The sequence below is a fragment of the Nocardioides limicola genome (genome assembly GCF_016827675.1).
In the GTDB taxonomy this organism is placed as follows: Bacteria; Actinomycetota; Actinomycetes; order Propionibacteriales; family Nocardioidaceae; genus Nocardioides; species Nocardioides limicola.
This window is the reverse complement of record NZ_JAERJA010000003.1, coordinates 398,691-415,617: the sequence shown is the minus strand read 5'-3', so window position 1 is coordinate 415,617 and position 16,927 is coordinate 398,691. Positions and strand designations below refer to the sequence as shown.

The window sequence follows — 16,927 nt, the reverse complement described above, 5'->3', positions numbered from 1 at the left end:
GCAGTCATGACCCAGACACCCCGTATCCCCCCGGCAGAGATCACCGGCCTGAAGGGGAGGCTGATCACGCGGATGGCCACCAAGAAGCTGGGGAAGGCGCCGACCTTGCTAGGGGTCTACTGGCACAATCCGAAGGTGCTGATGGCCAGTTTCGGGATCGGCGGCAAGGTCGACAAGTGGAACACCTGCGATGCCCAGCTGAAGACGTTCGCGCACATGGCGGTCGCCGCCCAGGTGGGCTGCACCTGGTGCCTGGACTTCAACTACTTCCAGGCTCACAACGAGCACCTGGACCTCGAGAAGGCCCGCGAGGTGCCCCGGTGGCGGGAGTCGGACGTGTTCACTCCGCTGGAGCGGGAGGTGATGGGCTACGCCGAGGCGATGACCCACACGCCCCCCACGGTGACCGACGAGATGGCCGCGGTGCTGCTGGAGCACCTGGGCGCTGCGGCCCTGGTGGAGTTGACCGCCGCGATCGCCTTCGCCAACCTCACCACCCGCGGCAACGTCGCCTTCGGTGTCGAGTCGGACGGCTTCGCCGAAGCCTGCGGGTTGAAGCCTATGGCGGAGGTCGGTGGCGCCGTAGAGTCTGCCCATGAGTGACTCGGGCACTGACGCGTTCGTGGAGCACCGCAACCTGCTCTTCACGGTGGCCTACGAGATGCTCGGCTCCGCAGCTGACGCCGAGGATGTCGTCCAGGAGACCTGGCTGCGGTGGGCGGATGTCGAGGAGTCCGAGGTTCGCGACCCGCGCGCCTACCTGGTGCGCATCGTCACTCGGCTGGCGCTCAACCGGCTCCGCACCCTGTCCCGTCGCCGCGAGGAGTATGTCGGCGAGTGGCTCCCCGAGCCGCTGCTGACCAGCCCGGACGTGGCCGAGGACGTGGAGCTGGCCGACAGTGTGTCGATCGCCATGCTGACCGTGCTCGAGACGTTGACGGCGTACGAGCGGGCCGTCTTCGTGCTCCGGGAGGTGTTCGACGTGCCGTACGACGAGATCGCCGAGTCGGTCGGCAAGTCACCGGCCGCGGTGCGGCAGATCGCGCACCGGGCCCGCGAACATGTGGCGGCTCGCCGGCCACGGCGCGAGGTCGCCCGCTCTGAGCAGGAGCAGGTGGTGGAGAGGTTCCTGGCCGCAGTCAGCAACGGTGACTTGCAGGGCCTGCTCGACGTGCTCGCACCCGACGTGGTGCTGATCGCCGACGGCGGTGGGGTCGTGGTCGCTGCGCGGGTCCCGCTGGCCGGCGCGGACGTGGTCAGCCGTTTCCTGAGCTTCTTCGCCAGGCGCGCCGCCCCCGAGGGTGCCGTGTTGGCTCCGGCCGTGCTCAATGGCGCCCCCGGGGCGCGCGTCGACATCGGCGGCGTGCTGGACACCGTGGTCAGTGTCGTGGTCGAGGACGGGCTCATCAGCCGCATCTTCGTGATGCGCAACCCGCACAAACTGGCCCATGCGCGACAGGAGACCGAGTTGGCACGGTGAGTCCGCCGGTGTGTGGCGGTCGCTCACCCGCCTGCTGCCCCAGGCTGTCGGGCCGACCGGATAACCTTCGGTCTCATGGAAACCCTCCGTCTGATCCTCCTCGTCATCCACATCCTCGCCATCGCTGCTTTGATCGGTGGCCTGCTCGCCCAGGTGCGAGACGACGAGAAGAGGATCACCGGGATCATCCGGGACGGGGTCGGCACGGCCTTCCTCACCGGACTGTTGCTGGTCGGTCTCCTCGAGGCCGGCGACGGCGACGTCAACCACGCCAAGGTCGGGGTCAAGTTCGCGATCGGCCTCATCCTGCTGATCCTGGTGATGGCCAACCTGCGGAAGCCACGGATCCCCCAAGGCCTTTACGTCGGACTGCTCGCGATCTCCGTGATCAACGTCGTGGTCGCCGTCATGTGGTCACCCGCCCACGTCTGATGCCGACGGACCTACTCCACGGACTCAACGACTCGCAACGAGCCGCCGTCACCCATGCCGGGCCACCGTTGCTGGTGGTCGCCGGGGCGGGTTCGGGGAAGACCCGGGTCCTCACCCGGCGGATCGCCTGGTTGATCGCTGAGCGTGGCGCCCACCCCGGCTCCATCCTGGCCATCACCTTCACCAACAAGGCCGCCGCCGAGATGCGGGAACGAGTCACCGAACTGGTCGGCCCCCGAGCCGCGGTGATGTGGGTCTCCACCTTCCACTCCTCCTGCGTGCGGATCCTTCGCCGGGAAGCGAAGCTGCTCGGCTTCAAGTCGAACTTCTCCATCTACGACGCAGCCGACTCCAAGCGACTGATGACGCTGGTCTGCAAGGACCTCGAGCTCGACCCCCGCCAGCACCAGCCCCGCGCCGTGCTGAACTGGGTCTCGGACCGCAAGAACGAGCTCGTGGGTGCCGATGACGTCGAGCCCGCCACCCGCACCGAGGAGCAGTACGTCGCGGCGTACCGCCTCTATCAGCAGCGGCTCCGCGCCGCCAACGCGTTCGACTTCGACGACCTGATCATGGAGACGGTGAACCTGTTCGCCGCGCACCCCGACGTCCGGGAGAACTACCGGCGACGGTTCCGGCACGTGCTGGTCGACGAATACCAGGACACCAACCACGCTCAGTACGCGTTGATCCACCAACTCTGCGCCGCTGACCCCGAGGGCGACCTGCCGGGCCATGAGGCGTTGCCGCCGAGCGAGCTGATGGTCGTCGGTGACGCCGACCAGTCGATCTATGCCTTCCGAGGCGCCGACATCCGCAACATTCTCGACTTCGAATCCGACTTCCCGGACGCGACCACCATCCTGCTCGAGCAGAACTACCGCTCCACCCAGACCATCCTCGACGCCGCCAACGCGGTGATCGACCACAACGACGGCCGGCGGCGCAAGCGGCTCTGGTCCGACGTCGGCCCCGGCGAGAAGATCGTCGGCTACGTGGGAGACGACGAGCATGACGAGGCCAGGTTCGTCAGCTCAGAGGTCGACACCCTCACCGACGAGCACGGCATCAAGCCCGGTGACGTGGCGGTCTTCTACCGCACCAACGCCCAATCCCGGGTCTTCGAGGAGATGTTCATCCGCCTCGGGATGCCCTACAAGGTCGTCGGCGGGGTGCGGTTCTACGAGCGCAAGGAGATCCGCGACGCGCTCGCCTACCTGCGGTTCCTGGCCAACCCGGCCGACGAGATCTCCTTGCGCCGCATCCTGAACACCCCCAAACGCGGCATCGGGGAGCGAGCCGAGGCCTGCGTGCAGGCCTTCGCCGATCGCGAACGGATCGGCTTCTTCGAAGCACTCCGCCGCGCCGACGAGGCGCCCGGCGTAGCCACCAGGTCCCTGAGCGCGATCCGCGGCTTCACCGACATGGCGGATGAGTTGCAGCAGATGGTCGAGGCGGGCGAGCGTCCCGACGTGGTCCTGGAGACGGTGCTGGACCGCAGCGGCTACCTGACCGAGCTGGAGGCCTCCGACGACCCGCAGGACGAGACCAGGCTGGAGAACCTCGCCGAACTGGTGGCGGTGGCCCGCGAGTTCGCCGACGACCCGGTGCCCGGCCCCTCCGCCGACCCGGCCGACGTCGAGGCGGGCCTGGTCACGCCGGACCTGAACGACTTCCTCGAGCGCGTCGCCCTGGTCGCCGACGCCGACCAGATCCCCGATGCCCCCGACGGCGTCGACAACGGGATGGTCACCTTGATGACCCTGCACACCGCGAAGGGGCTGGAGTTCCCCGTCGTCTTCCTGACCGGCCTCGAGGACGGCATCTTCCCGCACTCGAGGTCGCTGGGGGACCGGCCCGAGCTCGAGGAGGAGCGTCGGCTCGCCTATGTGGGTCTGACCCGGGCCAGGGAGCGGCTGTATGTGACCCGGGCCGTGGTCCGGTCCGCGTGGGGTGCCCCCTCGCACAACCCCGCCTCCAGGTTCCTCGACGAACTGCCGGCCACCCTGGTCGACTGGCGTCGGACCGCTGCCGAGCAGACCCAGTGGAACCGCCCGTCGTACTCCTCCTACGAAGGCGGTGCGCCCCGTGGACTGGGGACGCCGACCGCGTCGGGTCGCCGCAACTTCACCGCCGCGGCAGCGCGAGCCGACGCGACGGCGAAGGCCAGGAAGTCCAGGCCGATCCCGGCACTGTCACCCGGCGATCGGGTCCAGCACGACACCTTCGGCCTGGGCACGGTGGTCGCCGTCGACGGGGTCGCGGAGAAGTCGATGGCCTCGATCGACTTCGGCTCCGAGGGGGTCAAGCGACTGCTGCTGCGCTACGCCCCGGTGGAGAAGCTGTGAGGGTCAGCCGGCTCGTGGCGTCACCTACGAGTCGCACGGACGGTCAGGACGTGAATGCGGGTCTTGTTGCCTCCAAGGGTCGAGGCAAAGACCAAGCGATCACCGTCAGTATCGAGCCGAGCCGAGACATTGCGTTGCATCACGAGGCGGACGGAGTCCGGGACCGAGGCTTCAGTGCCGCCTGAAGCTGGAACAGCCGCCATTTCGATGCCCCGCCCCTGCGGCCACCAGGCGACGAAAGACTCACCTGCCACCGCATTTCCGTCGCTGTAGCCCTCTTGAACCTGAACAGACTCGGCCTTCGGGTCGCCGAGCCTGCGCGTGAAGATCTTGTACGGCTCAGCCGCGGGCTCCGCCACACTGCGCGGATCTGAGTACTCGGTCCAAGTCAGGCGGTCGTCGTTGACCGTGAAGTCGATGAGCAAGCCGCTGCTAGTGAGCGGCGTGGAGACCCCGTCCTCGCCGAGCAGGTGCAGGTCTTGCCGACTGGTTCCTCTCACCTGTCCGCGTGACAGAGACGGGTAGACGACCCCGTGAGTCGATGGATAGACGGTGGCGCTGCTTATCCGGAGATCGGCCGCCACCACGCTGGGCTTGGTGCCTGGTTCCCACTGCTCGATGCGCATGCCCTTCCGGGGATCTAGCGGATCGGCCCAGCGAACCCAGACAACTCGTTCGTCGTCGGCGTTCTGCGCGATGCCCTCCATGGAGCCAGCTGGACCCGACTCGTCAATCAACTCCGATTCTCCGGTGCGGAGGTTGACTGCCCACAGTTGCCAGCGAAGCGGGTCACCACCGAAGGTGTCGGGGACAGACTCGCTGTCGATGTAGACGACATGGTCGCCGGTGATCGCGAGCCAGTCGATAAGACCTGACGGGTAGTTCGTCTTCGCTACCGATCGAAACTCGCCGGTCTCGATGTCCATGTGGCCGATGGAATTGGGCTGGTCGCCTGACTGCGGGTACGCGAAGACCACGTCATCGCCTCTTACCCGCACCTTGTTCACTTGCGGGAATGGCAAGGTCGTGGTCTGAATCTGGCGCCACTTGAGGCCTGCGCCCTCGCCTGACCTCAGGCGACCCTGAGTCTCTGAATCCACCTCGACACTGGGCCGGGCGCTGGGCGGTTGTCCGCTCGGGGACACAGTGGCTCCGGCAGGCTCACGAGGGCCGGTGGGGTCTCTCTCAGCGGCGCACCCGGTGGCCGCAAGCATTGTCGCGATCACCACCGCGACGGTTCTGAAGGTCATACGATGAGGCGCTTTCCGCCGCCCGCGGGACCGGACACATCGTTGGCTACGCCGTTCAGGATACGGACCATGTTTCGCAACGAGGCCGGTCCGCAGGTGTACGACTTCTCGGGTTGAACTCCAGGCTCAGCCTGTGTCGACGCCGACGCCGACGCAGGCTGAGTCAACAGCAACGATGCAGTCAGTGCGAGCAGGCAGAATGGCACAAGCGCTTTGGCGTGCATAGGATCCCCGTTCCTACTGGAGGCTCCTGGTGGGCCCCCGAGATGGTTCGTCTCACCCTAGGGCGCGAATCCCGAGAAGGGTGCAGTAGGGGAGGGTTTCTGCGTGTCCGCACCCCTCCGCGCCCTGCACGTGCTGCCCCACTCCAGCGGCATCATGGGCCGGGAGGACGAAGGGCGGACGGCTGGGCACGGTGGTCGCCGTCGACGGGGTCGCGGAGAAGTCGATGGCCTCGATCGACTTCGGCTCCGAGGGGGTCAAGCGACTGCTGCTGCGCTACGCCCCGGTGGAGAAGCTCTGACGCGGGCCCCGCGGCCGAATCGGGAGGTCGACGTGCTCAGGGACGCAGACCGTTGACCAGGAAGGCCGTGTACGGGTCCGTGGGGTCGCCCGCGCCGGGGCGCACCTCGATGTGCAGGTGGGGGCCGGTGGACTGCCCGGTGGAGCCGACGTACCCGATCACCTCACCGCCGCGGACGCTGTCGCCCACGCGGGCACCGTACGCCGACATGTGGGCGTACCAGATCTCGGTGCCGTCCTCGAGGGTGACCACGATCTTGTTGCCGTAGGCGCCGTCGTAGCGGGCCTCGGTGACGACGCCGTTGGCGACCGACATGATCGGGCTGCCGTACGGGGCCGCGAAGTCGAGGCCGGTGTGGTAGCCGGAACTGTAGTAGCGGCGGGCCATCCCGAACGTGTTCGTGAGCCGGTAGTTGGTCACCGGCAGGACCCACGCGTTCTCAGCCGTCTTCTTGGCATGCTGCTCGGCCTGCCGGGCGAACTGGGTGAGTGCAGCGTCACGCTGCCGAGCCTGCGCCTCGGCCTGCTCCTGGACCTCTTCGCCGGCGGCGTCGTTGAGGGCGTCGCGTCGTGAGTCGCGGCTGACCGCCGCGGCCCGCTCCTGCAACGTGCTGACCTGGCTGATCGCCGCCGAGCCGGAAAGGGCGCTGGCCTGAAGCGACATGTGCCCACTCGTGCTGGCAACGGTGTCCAGGGACGTGGACTGGGCGACGCTGATCGCGCCGGTGGCCGAGACTGCCAGGGCAGCCACGCCGACCAGGATCGGTGTCGACGGGAGAGCAGCGAGCAGGGGGCTGCGGCGCTTGGCGACCCGCTTGCCGGCGACCCGCTTGCCCGGGGTGGCCGACCGCTTGGCCGAGGCGGCCGCTCGGGTGGCCGGAGCGGGCCGGGCGGCGCGATGGCCGACGGGGCGCTGGGTGACCGATCCCTGGGTTGCCGGGCTCTGGCTGACCGGGCTGAGCGAGGCAGAGACGGCGGCCTTCGCCGGGGCAGCCGACACCGAGGGTCGCCGTGGTGCTCGGCGATCCGCGCGGTGGTTGCCCATGGGTCCTCTGCAGCAGGTGTGGATGACGTACGGCGAACCAGACTCTAACCGATCAACACCGTCGAGGTGAAACGATGGGCCCAGTCGAGTCAGGCACAACGACTCTGGCGCCACGACCCGAGCAGCGTGACGTCGATCACCCTATACCGTCCAGTAGCCGACCCCGATGGGCCGATCGGGGTGATCGGGTCTAAGGTGCGGAAGGAAGGACTCCCGTGGACCTGGTTCGCCCGGTCCCTGTGGATGGAACCACCACATACCAAAAGAATGGGTGAATCGTGGACCTGATGGAGTACCAGGCGAAGGAGCTCTTCGCCAAGCATGGAGTGCCGGTGAACATCGGCACCGTGATCACGGAAACAGCCGCCGCAGCCGCCGCGGCCGAGGAGCAGGGCGGCAGGGTTGTCGTCAAGGCTCAGGTCAAGATCGGTGGCCGTGGCAAGGCCGGAGGCGTCAAGCTCGCCACCGACCCGGCTGACGCAGTGGCGAAGGCCGAGGAGATCCTCGGCATGGACATCAAGGGCCACACCGTGCACCGGGTGCTCATCGCGCCTGCCGCCGACATCGCCGACGAGTACTACTTCTCGTTCCTCGTTGACCGGGCCAACCGCAACTACCTCTGCATCGCCTCGATCGAGGGTGGCGTCGAGATCGAAGTCACCGCGGTGGAGAACCCCGACGCGGTTGCCAAGGTCGCGATCGACCCGCAGGTCGGCGTCGACGACGCCAAGGCAGCCGAGATCGTGGCGGCGACCCGCTTCCCGGCCGAGGTGGCCGAGCAGGCCAAGGACGTCATCAAGAAGCTGTGGGACGTCTTCGTCAAGGAGGACGCCACACTCGTTGAGGTGAACCCGCTGGTCAAGCTGGCCGACGGCACCCTCGAGGCACTCGATGGCAAGGTCTCGCTCGACGAGAACGCGGACTTCCGGCACCCCGACCACGAGGACTTCGTCCTCATCGAGGACGCCGACCCGCTCGAGCTGGCAGCCAAGGAGAAGGGCCTCAACTACGTCAAGCTCGACGGCGAGGTCGGCATCATCGGCAACGGCGCGGGCCTGGTCATGTCCACCCTGGACGTGGTCGCGTACGCCGGCGAGAAGCACGGCGGCGTCAAGCCGGCCAACTTCCTCGACATCGGCGGCGGTGCTTCGGCCGAGGTGATGGCCAACGGTCTGCACATCATCATCGGTGACGAGCAGGTGAAGTCGGTCTTCGTGAACGTCTTCGGCGGCATCACCGCCTGTGACGCGGTCGCCCACGGCATCGTCGGCGCGCTCGAGAAGCTCGGCGACGAAGCCACCAAGCCGCTGGTCGTGCGACTGGACGGCAACAATGTCGTGGAGGGTCGCCGGATCCTCAACGAGGCCAACCACCCGCTGGTCACCCTCGTTGACACCATGGATGGTGCGGCCGACAAGGCCGCCGAGCTGGCGAACGCCTGAGGAGAACGAGACAAATGGCAATCTTCCTCACAGAGAACAGCAAGGTCATCGTCCAGGGCATGACCGGCTCCGAGGGTATGAAGCACACCCAGCGGATGCTCGATTCAGGCACCCAGATCGTCGGTGGCGTCAACCCGCGCAAGGCCGGTACGTCGGTCGAGTTCAACGGCGGCGCCTCGGTGCCCGTGTTCGGCTCGGTTGCTGAGGCGATGGCGGCCACCGGTGCCGACGTGTCGGTGCTCTTCGTGCCGCCCGCCTTCACCAAGGCTGCCGCGATCGAGGCCGTCGACGCCGGAATCGGGCTCGCCGTGGTGATCACCGAGGGCGTCCCGGTGCACGACACCGCGGAGTTCCGTGCGTACGCCGAGGCGAAGGGAACCACTCGGATCATCGGTCCGAACTGCCCCGGTCTGATCAGCCCCGGCAAGTCCAACGCGGGCATCATCCCGGCCGACATCACCAAAGCCGGGCGAGTGGGTCTGGTGTCCAAGTCGGGCACCTTGACGTACCAGATGATGTACGAGCTGCGGGACTTCGGCTTCTCGTCCTGCATCGGCATCGGCGGTGACCCGATCATCGGTACCACCCACATCGATGCACTGCAGGCGTTCCAGGACGACCCGGAGACCGACGCGATCGTGATGATCGGCGAGATCGGTGGCGACGCGGAAGAGCGTGCCGCTGCCTACATCGCTGAGCACATCACCAAGCCGGTGGTCGGCTACGTGGCTGGCTTCACCGCACCGGAAGGCAAGACCATGGGTCACGCCGGTGCGATCGTGTCCGGTTCCTCGGGCACCGCAGCCGCCAAGCAGGAGGCACTCGAGGCGGTCGGCGTCAAGGTCGGCAAGACCCCGTCCGAGGCTGCCCAGCTGATGCGGGAGATCCTGCAGGGCTGAGACTCGCTTCACCTGTGGAGGCCGCCGGCGATCTGCCGGCGGCCTCTGCCATTTCGCTGCCGTCCCGTTCCTGGTCGCCCAACCCCCGCGGGGGTCTCAGCAGCCGTCGACCAGGAACTGGCACAGGTGCGGGGCGAAGGCGTCGGCCAGTGCCACCAGGTCATCGATCCCGGCGTCGACGGTGCTGTCCAGCGTCCATTCGCCGCCAGCGTCGAGGACCAGGAGGGCGTTGTCGAACCGGGTGAGCAGGAAGACGTTCTCCCCGGTGCCAACGTCGAGGGTGCGTGACACGATCAGCGTCTCCTCGCCGACCTGAGCGCCCTCGTGCACGGTCCACACCCGGGCGGGGGATGCGCCCTCGGTCGGACAGTCCTCGATCGCCCGACGCAGGTCGCCCAGCTCGGCCTGCGCGGTCCTGGCGTCGGGGAAGGTGAGCAGCTCCCGGGCATCGGCGTACTCGGGGCCCGAAGACCGCACCGCCACCCGGTCGAGCCACCGGTCCAGGTATCTGCCCGCGCCGCAGACCACCCGGATGTCGGCTCCCTCGGCGTCCTGGGAGGGCCCGCTGACATGACCGTCCCCGTCGGTGAACAGACCCAGGTCGATCGGGAAGTCACCCGGGATCGCGGTCACCCAGGGATGGCTCGCGGCCTCCCCGCCGAGCTGCTCCGCAGCCCTGCCCAGCATCAGTGCCATGTCCTGGGTGGGGTCCCAGCGGTAGTCGGCCTCGGGCATCGTGGAGGTGAGCACGGTGAGCCGGGACCCGACGACCGCCAGACCGGTCACCATCCGGTGCCGTGAGAAGCTCTCGCCGCCCTCGGTGATGTCGAGGCGGTACGTCGAGTCGACCAGGTGTGCGGCCCCGTCGACCGGCAGCGGCACCTCCACGAGCTCCCCAGCGGTGTAGTCCAGCGGTTCCGGCGCCTCGCCGTCATGGGGCTGCTCGCAGTCGAGCAGCCAGTCGACGAACCGGTCGCGGGCGTCGCGGGCTTCGGCGGACGAGCCGAACTCGGCGATCGTCTGGGTGAGCGTGAAGGTGGACTCGACATGCCAGCCAGCCTCGACGTAGCCGACGGCCCCCAGCGCGGAGAAGGGGCTGCGCTGGCACGGGTGCAGGAGGTGCGTCTCCTCGGACGCCGGCTCGCCCCCGCTCCACTCACCGGCGCCCCCGAACTCGGTGTCCTCGGTGCTGATCAGGTGCTCCACGGCCAGGGTGGGGACCACCGGGGTCGGGGTCGGGGTCGGGGTCTCCACGGGGTCGGTGAGTAGCGGCGGGGACGCCTGGTTGCTGAGCCCACCGGCGTACCAGGCCACGGGGGCGGCGATCACGGCCACCGCGGCCAGGGTCGCCGCCGTGGTCGCCAGCCGACGTCGACGGCGCAGCCGGTCGCCGCGACGGCGGACCTCGGCGGCGGGCAGGGGGCGGGGCAGGGGCCCGGGATCGAAGCCATGCAGGTCAGACATCGGTGCCTCCGGTGTTCACGGGTTGCGCCAGCAGCGCGGCCAACGCGGCGCGGCCACGGGACAGGTGAGCCTTCACGGTGCCCTCGGCGACCCCGACCTCGCGGGCCACCTCACGGACCGGCAGGTCCGCCAGATGGTGCAGCACCAGCACCCGACGCTGTGCCGCCGGCAGCTGCTGCAGCGCCGCCACCAGCGCGACATGGTCCTCGGACGGGCCCCGCGCGTAGCCGACCTGCTGCAGTGCCCGATCGGGTGTCCGACGGCTGCGGACGGTGCGTCGCCAGCGGCTCACCGCCAGCCGGTACGCCGTGGTGCGCACCCACGCCTCTGGGTGCTCGGAGGCGTCCAGCTTGCCCCGGTTGGACCACGCCCGTACGAACGCCTCCTGGACGCAGTCCTGCGCCTCGACCACGTCCCCGATCAGGGCAGCCAGTTGCCGCACCAGTCGTGGGTAGGCCTGGTCGTAGAAGGCGTCGAACTCAGCCTCCTGCATGCGCGCTCCTCCCGTCCGGTGGCCACCTCGGCCACTGTCCGGTATACGCCGGTGGCAGCCGAAAGGTTGCCAGTGTGCGGCAACTTCTTCCGCGGAGTCGGAGCGGCCCCGGCCTTCCACGAGCCCCCTTCCAGGAGCCAGCGTCTAGGAGCCAGCGTCCCGCTGCGACAGCCGGACCAGAGCCCGCTCGGCGAGGTCCACGAACGCCCGGTCCGCGATGGTGGCCCTCGGCGCCGGCACGAAACCGATCTGGACGACATCCTTGCCGCGCCGACCGAAGGCCATGAGGAAGTTGACGGTCTCGTCCTCGGAGACCTCGATCGCCACCTCCCAGACCGACAGCTGGGTCCGGCCGCTGTCACGTTGCGCGATCCGGCGTACGTCGACGGTGAGCTCTTCGCTGCCGCATCCGGCCATCCGCTGCCGGATCTCGGCCACGAACGCGGAGGCGCGGCGGGCATTGGGCATCGTCGCGATGGTCTGGGTCAGCCCGAACGTCTCCGGGAGGCGGGGCGCCTCGGGCACCAGGAAGGAGCGGGTCAGGTTGTCCGACATGGCCGGACGATCGAACCGGGCCCGGTCGCATCGGGTGGAGGCCACATTGAGGACGGCTTCACGGGCCTCGGTGCCCACCCACGGCTGGGTGACCCCCTGGATCGGGGGCAGGTCCACGGTGGCCAGCAGACCGGGGTACGCGCCAGCCGGATAGGGGTCCACCTCGACCAGCTCGGCGGGCCCGCCGCAGGCATCCGCGCCGTGCACGCCGCACAACCGGTTGACGCCCGCGGACAGCGTGGTGGCCACCGCCCAGGAGGCGGGATTGCGGTCCTCGGCCCCGCGATAGACCGTCACCAGCATCTGCCCGGTGCGGGCCACCGCGACCGTGTGCACGCGCTGTCGCTCGTTGCGCTCTCTGAGCACGAGCACGGCCGCCTCGTTGCCGACGCCGCTCAGTTCGTGGACCGCCTCGACCCGGACGTCGGCGGCGGTGCAGGCGGAGTACCAGTTGATGCTGGTCCGGTAGGCCTCCTCGGCGGCAGCCGGAGAGCCCGACAGTTCGATCATCTCGATGCCGTCGATGCGGGGCGCACCTTCGGAGCGGCCGCCCCGGTAGGTGCGCACCAGCGACCCGCGCCCCTCGGAGTCGGCGAATCGACTCCGCTGGCACGGCAGCACGATCCCGTCGCCGAGGGTGTTGTCGGTGGTGCTGGTCGCCCGCCAGGTCCGACGGGGGGCCAGCCTGCTCATCTGCTCCGCGGTGAGCAGGTGGCGTCGGGCGAGCCGTGGCTGGCGTTCGGCCTGCGGAGCGCGCAGGGCGATGGGTCCGGTCCCGGCACCATCGGCGGCCAGCGACACCACCCGGGCGTCCTCGCCACCGGAGACGAGGACACCGGTGCCGACCAACGCCGCGAGCACCGCACCGCAGGCGACCAGGGTGTGCGTCCGCCGCCGGCGGGTGCCGGCCCTGCGGATGATCGTCGACCGGGGCAGCCGGACATCGGCCACCGGACCTGCCAGCGCCGCCAGGGTCTCGCTCACGTCGCGGCGATCGATGTCGCGATGCAGGGCGAACCGGGCCGCCGCATCCTCGAAGGTGTTCATCGCCACGGTTCGGGTCAGACCGACCTCGCGGGCCACGAAGTCGATCTCCACGTCGGTGAGCTTCGCCATCAGCATCCGCCGCTCCACCGACGACAGTTCGGCGAGGGCGTCGAAGGTGGCCTTCAGATCCGGATCCAACGACCTGTCCCGGTGCCAGATCCGGGCGGTGTGCCGACGGCTCGCGCCATGCCAGGCGTTCGACCGGACCCAGTCGGTCGGGTCCGGCATCCGGGACACCTTGCGCCAGTGGTGCCAGGCCACGACGTACGCCTCACGGACCGCGCTGCGTGCGGCCGGCAGGTCACCGGTCAGCGCGTAGGTCTCCAGCAGGAGCCCGGACCGGGTACGCGCGTAGAAGTCGTCGAAACCCATGACTGCACCAAGGTACACGGCGTGGGATGCGGTTCCCGCTTCGAGCGCTGGGTGATGATGGGCACGTCATGACTGCCCTGTTGCCCCCCTCACAACGTGACGGAGACACCACACCCGGGCCAGCCGGTCGCGTCGGCGCCGCGGTGACGGCCACCACCCGGGCCTGGAGGTCCCTACCGATGACCGCCACCGTCGGCGGCATCATGGCGGCGCTGCTGCCGCTGGGACTGTTGATGCTGGTCGGCATGATCGGCTGGTTCGCCAGCGACGCCGGATCGCACGGCGAACCGCGGGAGGGTCTGAGGGTCGGTGCGTTGGCCTGGCTGGTCGCACACGGCTCCGGAGCCACTGTGCGAGGCGCCGACGTCACCCTGCTGCCGCTGGGGCTCACGCTGCTGTGCGCCTGGGTGACCTGGCGCACGGGGGTCCGGGTCGGGGAATCGCTGTCAGGTCACGGGCCGGACGCGCACCGGATCGCCGACGGGGAACGGGACTGGACGGTCCCGGTGGCCGGGTCCCTGTTCGTCGGCGGCTACCTGCTGGTGGCGGTCGCAGCCGGAGTCCTGTCAGCCACCAGCACCGTCGCCCCGTCGCTGCCCCGGGCACTGACCGGCGCCCTGCTGGTCGCCGCGCTGGTGGGGGTCCCGGCGTACGCCGTCGGCTCAGGTCGCGCCGCAGTGTGGTTGCCGATGCTGCCGGTGCCGGTGCGCAGCGTGGTCCGCGCCTCCGGGGTGGTGCTGCTGGCCCACCTCGCGGTCTCCGCGCTGGTGCTGGCGGTGGGGCTGATCCTCGGGTTCGGCGACGCCGCCACCGTCTTGTCCCGGCTCCAGTTCAGCGGCACCGAGGCCGGCGCCTACACGGTGGTCTCGCTGCTGATGCTGCCCAACGTCGTGCTGTGGGCCTCGGCCTACCTGGTCGGCCCCGGCTTCGCGCTGGGCACCGGCACCGTCGTCTCGCCCGGGCTGGTCTCGGTCGGCGAACTCCCTCTCTTCCCGATCTTCGGCGCGGTCCCGGCCAACGGGTCCGGGAGCGGTTGGACGCTCGCGCTGATGGCGTTGCCGTTCCTGGTCGCCGTCGCCGCGGTGGCCGGCACCCGCGGCCCGGAGATCCCCTCAGCGTTCGACCGGGCCGCCCTCCACGGCTGCGCGGCAGGCCTGACCGCGGCGTTCGTTGTGGCGCTGCTGACCGTCCTCTCGGCGGGGGCGCTGGGCCCGGGCCGGATGAGCGAGCTCGGACCGGAGCTGGTCCCGGTGCTCGTCCACGCGGTGCCGCTGCTCGGCGTCGGTGGTCTGGTCGGAGGGCTGCTCGGAGCCGCGCTGAGGCGGCGTTCTAGACTCCGTTGGCGTGGCAGGTGATCCTTCGCGCGTCGTCGTACTCGTGTCTGGGTCCGGCACCAACCTGCAGGCACTGATCGACGCAGCCGAGGATCCGGCGTACGGCGTCAGGATCGTTGCCGTGGGTGCGGACCGGGACGGCATCGAGGGGCTGAAGCGCGCCGAGAGGGCGGGCATCCCCACCTTCGTGAAGCCGGTCGCCCAGTTCACCTCCCGGGAGCACTGGGACACTGCCTTGGCTGACAGCGTCGCCACCTTCGAGCCGGACCTGGTGGTGCTCGCGGGCTTCATGAAGCTGGTCGGGCCAGGGTTCCTGCGCCGCTTCCCGCACCGGGTGCTGAACACCCACCCGGCCCTGTCGCCGTCGTTCCCCGGCATGCAGGGGCCGGCCGACGCGCTGGCCTACGGGGTGAAGGTCACCGGCGCCACCGTCTTCGTCGTCGACGAGGGTGTGGACACCGGGCCGATCGTCGCCCAGACCGTCGTCGACGTGCTCGACGACGACGACACCGACTCCCTGCACGAACGCATCAAGGTCGCCGAGCGCCGAATGCTCGTCGACACAGTGGGCCGTTGGGCCCGTGAAGGCATCACGATCATCAACAGGAAGGTCCGGTTCGGCCAATGAGCCAGATTCCGATCAAGCGGGCACTGGTGTCCGTCTACGACAAGACCGGACTGGAGGAGCTCGCCCGCGGACTGCACGCAGCCGGTGTGGCGATCGTGTCCACCGGCGGTTCGGCGAAGCTGATCGAGTCACTCGGCATCCCCGTGACCAAGGTCGAGGAGCTCACCGGCTTCCCCGAGTGTCTCGACGGCCGGGTGAAGACCCTGCACCCGCGGGTGCACGCCGGCATCCTCGCCGACCGGCGGCTGGAGTCGCACGTCGACCAGCTCGCTGAGCTGGGCGTGGAGCCGTTCGACCTGGTGGTCTCCAACCTGTACCCGTTCACTCAGACCGTGGCCTCCGGGGCGACTCCGGACGAGTGCGTGGAACAGATCGACATCGGCGGTCCGTCGATGGTGCGAGCGGCCGCGAAGAACCACCCATCGGTCGCGATCGTGACCTCGCCGGCCCGCTACGACGACGTGCTGGCTGCGGTCGCCGCCGGCGGCTTCTCGCTCGATGAGCGCCAGCAGCTCGCCGCCGAGGCTTTCGTGCACACCGCGACCTACGACGTGGCGGTCGCCTCGTGGATGGGCAGCGTGCTCACCGACACCTCGGCCGGCACCGGATTCCCCGCCTGGATGGGCGCCACCTGGGAGAAGGCCGGAGACCTGCGCTACGGCGAGAACCCGCACCAGCCGGCTGCCCTCTACAGTGCCGGACATGTCGGTGTGCCGGGCCTGGCCCAGGCCCGGCAGCTGCACGGCAAGGACATGTCCTACAACAACTACGTGGACGCCGACGCGGCGTACCGGGCCGCCTACGACCACGGCGACCAGCCGACGGTGGCGATCATCAAGCACGCCAACCCGTGCGGGATCGCCGTCGGCGCGGACATCGCCGAGGCGCACCGCAAGGCGCACGCCTGCGACCCGGTCTCCGCCTTCGGTGGCGTGATCGCCTCGAACCGGACCGTGACCAAGGCGATGGCCGAGGCCGTCGCCGACATCTTCACCGAGGTGTTGGTCGCGCCGGGGTTCGAGGGCGAGGCGCTCGACGTGCTGACCGCCAAGAAGAACATCCGGCTGCTGGTCGCCGAGCCCGCGAAGCCCCGGGGGGTCGAGCTGCGGCCGATCTCCGGTGGTGTGCTGTTGCAGCAGCGGGACCGGATCGACGCCGCCGGCGAGAAGGACGGCGTCGCGTACGGCGACGACCCCTCGCGGTGGCAGTTGGTCGCCGGCGAGGCTGCCGACGAGGCCACCCTGGCCGACCTGGCGTTCGCCTGGCACGCGGTCCGTGCGGTGAAGTCGAACGCGATCCTGCTCGCCGCAGACGGGGCGTCGGTCGGGATCGGCATGGGCCAGGTCAACCGGGTCGACTCGTGCCGTCTGGCGGTCTCCCGGGCCGGCGCGGAGCGGGCTCGCGGCTCCGTCGCGGCCTCGGATGCATTCTTCCCGTTCGCCGACGGCGCCCAGATCCTGATCGACGCCGGCGTGCGGGCGATCGTGGCGCCGGGTGGTTCGGTGCGCGACGCCGAGGTGATCGAGGCGTGCCAGGCGGCCGGCGTGACGACGTACTTCACCGGGACCCGGCACTTCTTCCACTGACCCGCAGAGCACTACTGAGCCCCTCGCTGA

15 protein-coding genes are annotated in these 16,927 nt (G+C 69.4%); 10 read left to right on the top strand and 5 right to left on the bottom strand.

The genetic code is table 11. The features are described 5' to 3' along the window. Window positions 1-6 precede the first annotated feature (6 nt). The 4 genes from JKG67_RS09040 to pcrA all read left to right on the top strand — a co-directional run bounded on the left by JKG67_RS09040 (window position 7) and on the right by pcrA (window position 4,260). Window positions 7-603 carry a carboxymuconolactone decarboxylase family protein gene (locus JKG67_RS09040; protein WP_203336951.1) on the top strand — a complete coding sequence of 199 codons (597 nt, stop codon included), beginning with the start codon at window positions 7-9 and terminating at the stop codon, window positions 601-603. Continuing rightward, a complete protein-coding gene (locus JKG67_RS09035; protein ID WP_203336950.1) occupies window positions 596-1,480 on the top strand; it encodes an RNA polymerase sigma-70 factor in 885 nt (294 codons plus the stop codon). Before JKG67_RS09040 ends, JKG67_RS09035 begins: the two co-directional genes overlap by 8 nt. Before the next feature lie 75 nt (window positions 1,481-1,555). After that, the gene (locus JKG67_RS09030; protein ID WP_203336949.1) at window positions 1,556-1,912 is read left to right on the top strand and encodes a hypothetical protein; all 357 of its coding nucleotides are present in this window, start codon (window positions 1,556-1,558) and stop codon (window positions 1,910-1,912) included. Next, the gene (gene pcrA, locus JKG67_RS09025; protein WP_203336948.1) at window positions 1,912-4,260 is read left to right on the top strand and encodes a DNA helicase PcrA; all 2,349 of its coding nucleotides are present in this window, start codon (window positions 1,912-1,914) and stop codon (window positions 4,258-4,260) included. The genes JKG67_RS09030 and pcrA overlap by 1 nt, the downstream gene beginning before the upstream one ends. A gap of 20 nt (window positions 4,261-4,280) precedes the next feature. On the opposite strand, the gene JKG67_RS09020 is transcribed toward pcrA, so the two are convergent. Then, window positions 4,281-5,186, bottom strand: a complete 906-nt coding sequence (locus tag JKG67_RS09020) for a hypothetical protein (protein WP_203336947.1) — start codon at window positions 5,184-5,186, stop codon at window positions 4,281-4,283. Between the two features lie 739 nt (window positions 5,187-5,925). On the opposite strand from JKG67_RS09020, the gene JKG67_RS19205 reads away from it, so the two are divergent. Beyond that, window positions 5,926-6,033: a hypothetical protein gene (locus JKG67_RS19205; protein ID WP_372442054.1), complete on the top strand. Its 108-nt coding sequence runs from the start codon at window positions 5,926-5,928 to the stop codon at window positions 6,031-6,033. Between the two features lie 36 nt (window positions 6,034-6,069). Here JKG67_RS19205 and JKG67_RS19065 read toward each other — a convergent pair whose 3' ends face one another. After that, window positions 6,070-7,032 carry a M23 family metallopeptidase gene (locus JKG67_RS19065; protein WP_203336946.1) on the bottom strand — a complete coding sequence of 321 codons (963 nt, stop codon included), beginning with the start codon at window positions 7,030-7,032 and terminating at the stop codon, window positions 6,070-6,072. Window positions 7,033-7,355: 323 nt separating this feature from the next. Between JKG67_RS19065 and sucC the strand changes: the two genes are divergently transcribed. Continuing rightward, window positions 7,356-8,519 (top strand): ADP-forming succinate--CoA ligase subunit beta, encoded by a 1,164-nt coding sequence (sucC, locus tag JKG67_RS09010; protein WP_203336945.1) that lies wholly within the window; start codon window positions 7,356-7,358, stop codon window positions 8,517-8,519. 14 nt (window positions 8,520-8,533) lie between these two features. Then, entirely contained in the window at window positions 8,534-9,418 is an 885-nt protein-coding gene (gene sucD, locus JKG67_RS09005; RefSeq protein WP_203336944.1) for a succinate--CoA ligase subunit alpha, read from the top strand. Between the two features lie 96 nt (window positions 9,419-9,514). Here sucD and JKG67_RS09000 read toward each other — a convergent pair whose 3' ends face one another. The 3 genes from JKG67_RS09000 to JKG67_RS08990 all read right to left on the bottom strand — a co-directional run bounded on the left by JKG67_RS09000 (window position 9,515) and on the right by JKG67_RS08990 (window position 13,349). Then, entirely contained in the window at window positions 9,515-10,882 is a 1,368-nt protein-coding gene (locus JKG67_RS09000) for a hypothetical protein (protein WP_203336943.1), read from the bottom strand. Continuing rightward, the gene (locus tag JKG67_RS08995) at window positions 10,875-11,375 is read right to left on the bottom strand and encodes a SigE family RNA polymerase sigma factor (protein ID WP_203336942.1); all 501 of its coding nucleotides are present in this window, start codon (window positions 11,373-11,375) and stop codon (window positions 10,875-10,877) included. Before JKG67_RS08995 ends, JKG67_RS09000 begins: the two co-directional genes overlap by 8 nt. A gap of 144 nt (window positions 11,376-11,519) precedes the next feature. Then, a complete protein-coding gene (locus JKG67_RS08990) occupies window positions 11,520-13,349 on the bottom strand; it encodes a SigE family RNA polymerase sigma factor (RefSeq protein WP_203336941.1) in 1,830 nt (609 codons plus the stop codon). A 179-nt stretch (window positions 13,350-13,528) separates the two neighbouring features. Between JKG67_RS08990 and JKG67_RS08985 the strand changes: the two genes are divergently transcribed. Genes JKG67_RS08985 through purH form a run of 3 tightly spaced genes read left to right on the top strand, consistent with a single transcriptional unit; the run spans window position 13,529 to window position 16,897 of the window. Further along, window positions 13,529-14,704, top strand: a complete 1,176-nt coding sequence (locus JKG67_RS08985) for a cell division protein PerM (protein ID WP_203336940.1) — start codon at window positions 13,529-13,531, stop codon at window positions 14,702-14,704. Beyond that, a complete protein-coding gene (purN, locus tag JKG67_RS08980) occupies window positions 14,694-15,311 on the top strand; it encodes a phosphoribosylglycinamide formyltransferase (protein ID WP_203336939.1) in 618 nt (205 codons plus the stop codon). Before JKG67_RS08985 ends, purN begins: the two co-directional genes overlap by 11 nt. Continuing rightward, window positions 15,308-16,897: a bifunctional phosphoribosylaminoimidazolecarboxamide formyltransferase/IMP cyclohydrolase gene (gene purH / locus JKG67_RS08975; RefSeq protein ID WP_203336938.1), complete on the top strand. Its 1,590-nt coding sequence runs from the start codon at window positions 15,308-15,310 to the stop codon at window positions 16,895-16,897. Before purN ends, purH begins: the two co-directional genes overlap by 4 nt. Window positions 16,898-16,927 lie beyond the last annotated feature (30 nt).

What these genes read in the sequence shown, in the direction of transcription:
- JKG67_RS09040 (WP_203336951.1), top strand. Translation starts at nt 7, where the DNA reads ATGACCCAGACACCCCGTATCCCCCCGGCAGAGATCACCGGCCTGAAG.
- JKG67_RS09035 (WP_203336950.1), top strand. Translation starts at nt 596, where the DNA reads ATGAGTGACTCGGGCACTGACGCGTTCGTGGAGCACCGCAACCTGCTC.
- JKG67_RS09030 (WP_203336949.1), top strand. Translation starts at nt 1,556, where the DNA reads ATGGAAACCCTCCGTCTGATCCTCCTCGTCATCCACATCCTCGCCATC.
- pcrA (WP_203336948.1), top strand. Translation starts at nt 1,912, where the DNA reads ATGCCGACGGACCTACTCCACGGACTCAACGACTCGCAACGAGCCGCC.
- JKG67_RS09020 (WP_203336947.1), bottom strand. Translation starts at nt 5,186, where the DNA reads ATGGACATCGAGACCGGCGAGTTTCGATCGGTAGCGAAGACGAACTAC.
- sucD (WP_203336944.1), top strand. Translation starts at nt 8,534, where the DNA reads ATGGCAATCTTCCTCACAGAGAACAGCAAGGTCATCGTCCAGGGCATG.
- JKG67_RS09000 (WP_203336943.1), bottom strand. Translation starts at nt 10,882, where the DNA reads ATGTCTGACCTGCATGGCTTCGATCCCGGGCCCCTGCCCCGCCCCCTG.
- JKG67_RS08995 (WP_203336942.1), bottom strand. Translation starts at nt 11,375, where the DNA reads ATGCAGGAGGCTGAGTTCGACGCCTTCTACGACCAGGCCTACCCACGA.
- JKG67_RS08990 (WP_203336941.1), bottom strand. Translation starts at nt 13,349, where the DNA reads ATGGGTTTCGACGACTTCTACGCGCGTACCCGGTCCGGGCTCCTGCTG.
- JKG67_RS08985 (WP_203336940.1), top strand. Translation starts at nt 13,529, where the DNA reads ATGACCGCCACCGTCGGCGGCATCATGGCGGCGCTGCTGCCGCTGGGA.
- purH (WP_203336938.1), top strand. Translation starts at nt 15,308, where the DNA reads ATGAGCCAGATTCCGATCAAGCGGGCACTGGTGTCCGTCTACGACAAG.